The organism is Actinomadura sp. NPDC048032, from assembly GCF_040653175.1.
GTDB classification, from domain to species: Bacteria; Actinomycetota; Actinomycetes; order Streptosporangiales; family Streptosporangiaceae; genus Spirillospora; species Spirillospora verrucosospora.
The window spans coordinates 1-5,060 of sequence record NZ_JBEZJP010000518.1 but is presented as its reverse complement, the minus strand read 5'-3'; the positions used below and the strand labels follow the sequence as shown (position 1 = coordinate 5,060).

At 74.4% G+C, this 5,060-nt stretch carries 4 protein-coding genes; 1 reads left to right on the top strand and 3 read right to left on the bottom strand.

Annotation, left to right across the window (positions count from 1 at the left end; translation table 11 throughout):
• Positions 1–623: CorA family divalent cation transporter (locus AB0C69_RS37875; protein WP_360360663.1), on the bottom strand; the 623-nt coding region annotated here is incomplete at its 3' end.
• Positions 624–670: 47 nt separating this feature from the next.
• Positions 671–1,684 (bottom strand): LacI family DNA-binding transcriptional regulator, encoded by a 1,014-nt coding sequence (locus tag AB0C69_RS37870; RefSeq protein WP_360360660.1) that lies wholly within the window; start codon positions 1,682–1,684, stop codon positions 671–673.
• 122 nt (positions 1,685–1,806) lie between these two features.
• Here AB0C69_RS37870 and AB0C69_RS37865 point away from each other — a divergent pair, with 122 nt between their 5' ends.
• Positions 1,807–3,015 (top strand): MFS transporter, encoded by a 1,209-nt coding sequence (locus AB0C69_RS37865; protein ID WP_360360657.1) that lies wholly within the window; start codon positions 1,807–1,809, stop codon positions 3,013–3,015.
• Between the two features lie 15 nt (positions 3,016–3,030).
• Here the strand turns inward: AB0C69_RS37865 and AB0C69_RS37860 are convergent, their stop codons facing one another.
• Complete coding sequence (locus tag AB0C69_RS37860) at positions 3,031–4,845, bottom strand: phospholipid carrier-dependent glycosyltransferase (protein ID WP_360360654.1); 1,815 nt, start codon at positions 4,843–4,845, stop codon at positions 3,031–3,033.
• Positions 4,846–5,060 lie beyond the last annotated feature (215 nt).

The window sequence follows — 5,060 nt, the reverse complement described above, 5'->3', positions numbered from 1 at the left end:
CGGAACGCTGCCACACGCGGGAGACTGAGCCCATGGCGACACTCGACGGCCGCCGCGTTCGCACGCGCGCCGAACTCATGGACGAGCACGGGCTCAGCCGTGAGCTGCAGGTCGATGACCAGGTCGAGCAGGCCGTAGAGCAGGAACGCGGAGGTCGGCTCGTCGAACCCGGCGTGCGGGGTCTGGTCCCAGCGCCGGACCAGCGCGTCGACGTCGAACCCGCAGTCCTGCCGGACCGTGACGAGGGCGCGCTCGCTGACGAACGCCGACACCTCGTGCATCGCCAGCTCGCCGTCGGTGACCACCGGGACGTAGACGTTGAGGAAGGCGTACCCCTCGTAGCGGTCGAGCTTCGCCCGCTCGTGCCGGGAGACCGCGTCCTCGACGGCGACGGGATCGAGGCCGAGCTCGTCGCTGACCACGTGCAGGTCCTCGCGCCGCGGCGCGCACAGGTCGAGCCAGACGACGACGTCCGGGCGCTCCAGGTAGTCGCTCAGCCGCGAGACGGGGAAGCCCTCCGCCTCGATCTCGCCGCCGCGCCAGGCCCGCGTCCGCGGGGGCGCCGAACCGATCCGGTTGCCCGGGTCCTCGTCGAAGTCGGTCTCGGATGGATGGGATCCCATGCGCGCCTTATACCCCTGCTTTCCCAGGAAATGAGGGGCCGGGGCGGTCAGCGGGCGCGCGGCGGCGCCGTCGAGCCCCGGACGACGAGCTCGCCGGGCAGGACGCGGGAGGCGGGACGGCGCCCGTCGAGGAGGCCGAGGAGCGCCGCCATGCCCTGCGCGCCCAGTTCCTCGGCCGGCAGCCGGACGGTCGTCAGCTCGGGTTCCAGCGCCGTCGCCAGCAGCACGTCGTCGAACCCGGTGACCGACACGTCGGACGGGACGTCCAGGCCCAGCGCGCGGGCCGCCTTGTACGCGCCCGCCGCGATCAGGTCGTCGTCGCAGACCAGCGCGGTCGGCGGCTCGGGACCGGTGAGCAGCCGGGTGGCGGCGTCCTTGGCCGAGGCGACGTCGATCGCGCAGCCCGCCCGGTCGAGGACGCCGCCCGGCAGGCCCGCGACGACCTCCGCGAGGGCGTCCGCGCGGGCGTGGAACGTCCACTGGTCCAGGGCGGCGGCGACGTGCCCGATCCGGCGGTGGCCGAGGCCCGCGAGGTGCTCCGCGATCTCCCGCATCCCGTCGGCCACGCCGAAGTCGACGGTGGGGACGGGGGCGCCGGGAAGGCCGGCCGGGCCGCTGTCCAGCGTCACGACGGGCGTATCGCCGAACCCGCCGAGCGTCTCCGCGGCCATCGAGGACGCGAGGACGCCGTCGATCGCCTCGCCCGGCGCCGCGAACGGGCCGTCGGCGGGCCCCGCCGTGCCGTCCGGCCAGGTCGAGACCACGACGCCGAAGCCGTGCCGGGCCGCGACCCGCGCGGCGCCCGTGTAGACGGGGCCGAAGAACGGCGCGGTCAGGGTCGGCACCATCAGCAGGACGGTCCGGGTGGTGCCGAGCCGCAGGTTCCGGGCCGCCTGGTTGGGCCGGTAGCCGAGCCGCTCGGCGGCGCTCCGCACGCTGCGCGCGGTCGCGGGGGAGACGCGCCCGCTCCACTTGCCGCCCAGCACGAGCGAGACCGTGGACTGCGAGACCCCGGCCTCCTGAGCCACGTCCTTGCTGGTGGGACGGCTGATCGCCGGCACCTGCGCCTCCCTGGCGGATCGTTCTAACGAAATCAGACTAGAACGGGAGGACTCGGAAGTGGTACGTATGACGGAGGTAATACGTATGACTGACAAATCTAGACAGGACTCGGGGGCCATCGATGCGCGGCTATGTCGTCTTCCTGCGGAGGCCGTACGCGGGACGGCTGCTCGGCGGCACCCTCCTCGGCCGCCTGCCCAACGGGATGGGCATGCTCGCCGTCGTCCTGCACGTCCGCGCCGACGACGGCGGCTACCCGCTCGCCGGGACCCTCGCCGCGATCCTCGGGCTGTCGACCGCCGCCGGGCAGCCCGTCCTCGGCCGCGCCATGGACCGGTTCGGCCAGCCGCGCGTCCTGCTGCCCGCCGCCTGCGCCTCCGCGGCCGGGTTCGCGCTGCTCGCCGCCGTCGGCGCGTCCCCCCTCCCGCTGGCCGTCGCCGCCGTGTTCGCCGCCGGGTTCGCCACCCCGCCCCTCGAAGCCGGGCTGCGCGCCCTGTGGCCGGACGTCCTGGACGGCCCTGAGCAGGTCGACGCCGCCTACGCGCTCGACGCCGCCGCCCAGGAGCTGCTGTTCACCGTCGGGCCGCTGCTCGTCGTCGCCGCGGCCGTCGTGAACACCGAGACCGCCCTGCTGATCACCGGCGCCCTCGGCATCGCCGGGACGCTCGTCGTCGCGCTGTCCGGGCCGTCGCGCCGGTGGCGGGGCGAGCCGCGCGTCTCCGACTGGGCCGGGCCGCTGCGCTCGCCCGGCCTGCGGGTCCTGCTGCTGTCGCTCGCCTGCGCCGGGATCGCGCTCGGCGTCTACTCCGTCGCCGTCGTCGCCTACGCCGAGGACCTAGGCCGCGACCTCGCCTCCGGACTGCTGCTGGCGTGCATGGCGGGCGGCGCCCTCACCGGCGGGATCGTCTACGGCGCCCGCAGGTGGGCGGGCGCCGCGCACCGGCGGCTGCCCTGGCTGCTCGCGGCGCTCGCCGCGGGGTACCTCCCGCTCGCCCTCGCGCCGGGGCTGCCCGTCATGTCGGTGCTCGCGTTCGTCTCCGGCGTCTTCCTCGCGCCGGTGCTGGCGTGCAGTTTCACGCTGGTCGACCGGCTCGCCCCGGCCGGGACCGTCACCGAGGCGTTCGCGTGGATCGTCGCGGCGATCGGCGCGGGCGGCTCCGTCGGCTCGTTCGTCTCGGGAGTCGGGCAGGACGCCGCGGGCGTGCCCGGCGCCTTCGCGGGCGCCGGGGTCGGGGGCGTCCTCGCCCTGGCCCTGTGCCTGCTCGGCGCGCGGACGCTGCGCCCCGCCGCGCCCCCGGCCGTCACCGCGGACGCCGCCGCCCGGCTGTGACGGTCCGGCCGCGCGTCAGACCCAGCGGTCGAACCACATCCGCGCCTGCCAGTCCTCGTAGGGGATCGTCTGCGCGGACAGGATCGGATGGAAGTACGCGAAGTTGGCCAGCACCACCAGCAGGAAGGCTCCCGCCGCGGCGGCGCCGATCAGCCGCCGGGCCCCGGCGGTCTGGGCGGACGCGTGCGCCCCGCGCTCGTCGAACGGCGCGTGCTGGTCATACGCCCCGTGCTGGTCATACGCCCCGTGCTGGTCATAGGGCCCGTGCTCGTCATACGGCGCGAGGGCCGGCGACGCTCCGGCGGGCGGGTCCCACGGCAGCGCGGGAGGCCCGTCGGCGGAGGCGCGCGGCGGAAGGGCGGGCCCCGCGTCCCGGCCGCTCTCGCCGGAGCGCGCCGCGTGCGCGCCCGCCGCCGAGGCGGGCGCCGGTCCGATCAGGTATCCCAGCACCAGGACGACCGCCAGCACCATGAACGGGATGAGCGGCGTCGCGTAGAACAGGAACATCGTGCGGTCGGCGAACGCCGACGGGAACCAGGTCAGCCAGCCCGCGAGGAAGCCGAGCAGGATCGCCCCCGCCCGCCAGTCGCGCAGGATCAGCCAGATGAACGCGACCACGACCAGCGCGACCAGCGCCCCCCACCACAGGGCCGGCGTGCCGATCCCGAGGATCTCGCGCGAGCAGCGGGTCGCAGCGCCGCACGCGCCCTTCGGCTCGGTGTAGAAGAACGCGACCGGACGGCGCAGGATCGGCCAGTCCCAGGGCCACGACTGGTAGGGGTGCTTGGCGTCCAGACCCGTGTGGAAGCCGAGCATCTCCGAGTGGTAGTGCCACAGCTTGGGCATCGCCTCGAACGGCCGCCACAGCGGGTTGCCCGAGACCTCGCCGCGCCCCCAGCCGCCCGGCTTGAAGATCCATCCCCACCAGGTCGCGAGGTACGCGAGCAGCCCCGCCACGACGATCTGCACGAACGCCGGGACGGCCTCCAGCAGCATCGTCCCCTGCAGCGGGGCCCGGACCCCGGCGGCGCGGCGGGCGCCGTAGTCCCACAGGACGGTCATGAGCCCGAACGCGGCGACGTAGAAGACCCCCGTCCACTTGGTGGCGCAGGCGAGGCCGAGGCAGACGCCCGCCCCCCAGCGCCAGCCGTGCGCGAGGAACGGCCCGTACACCGAGGTCCGGCCCTGCTCGATCCGCTCGGCGAGGACGCGGCGGGAGCGGTCCCGGTCGTTCACGAGGCAGGCGAACCCGGCCAGGACCCAGAACATCACGAAGACGTCCAGCAGCGCGGCGCGGCTGGTCACGAACGCGAGGCCGTCCAGCGCCAGCAGCAGCCCGGCGGCGCAGCCGAGCAGCGTCGAGCCGGTCATCCGGCGGGCGAGGCGGCACAGGATCAGCACCGACAGCGTCCCGATCAGGGCGGGCATGAACCGCCATCCGAACGGCGTCGCGCCGAACATCCACTCACCGATCGCGATCATCCACTTGCCGAACGGCGGATGCGCGACGAACGCGGGCCCGCTGCCCCAGATATGGGCGTCCGGGTCCGCGATGAGCATCTTGTCGGCGCCCTCGACGGTGTTGTGCTCCCAGCCGAACCTCAGCAGGGCGAGCGCGTCCTTGGCGTAGTAGGTCTCGTCGAACACCACCGTCTTCGGCGTCGCCAGCCGGTCGAACCGCAGGTACGCGGCGAGCGCGGTCACCAGCAGCGGGCCCAGCCAGGACAGCAGCGGGCTGCCGGGGATCGCCGGCGCGAGCCATTCCCGCAGCGCAGGGGGCCTGCGCCGGGACGCCATGGCCGGGACCGGAGCCAGATCCGTCGTCGACATCCTGCGAGTTTATTTGCACTTCCCTCCTCCTTGAGGACCTTGGCGCCTTCCCTGGGACAATGATCCGCGTGACGGGACGAGCGGGATGGGGGCCGTGATGGAGGCGGGAACGGGGACGCTGCGGCTCGCGGCGGCGCCGATCGGCAGGCCGCTCCTCGGATCGGGGTCGGGCGTTTCTGGTCATCGAGTCTACAGAGGCGGAACCCATGGATCAC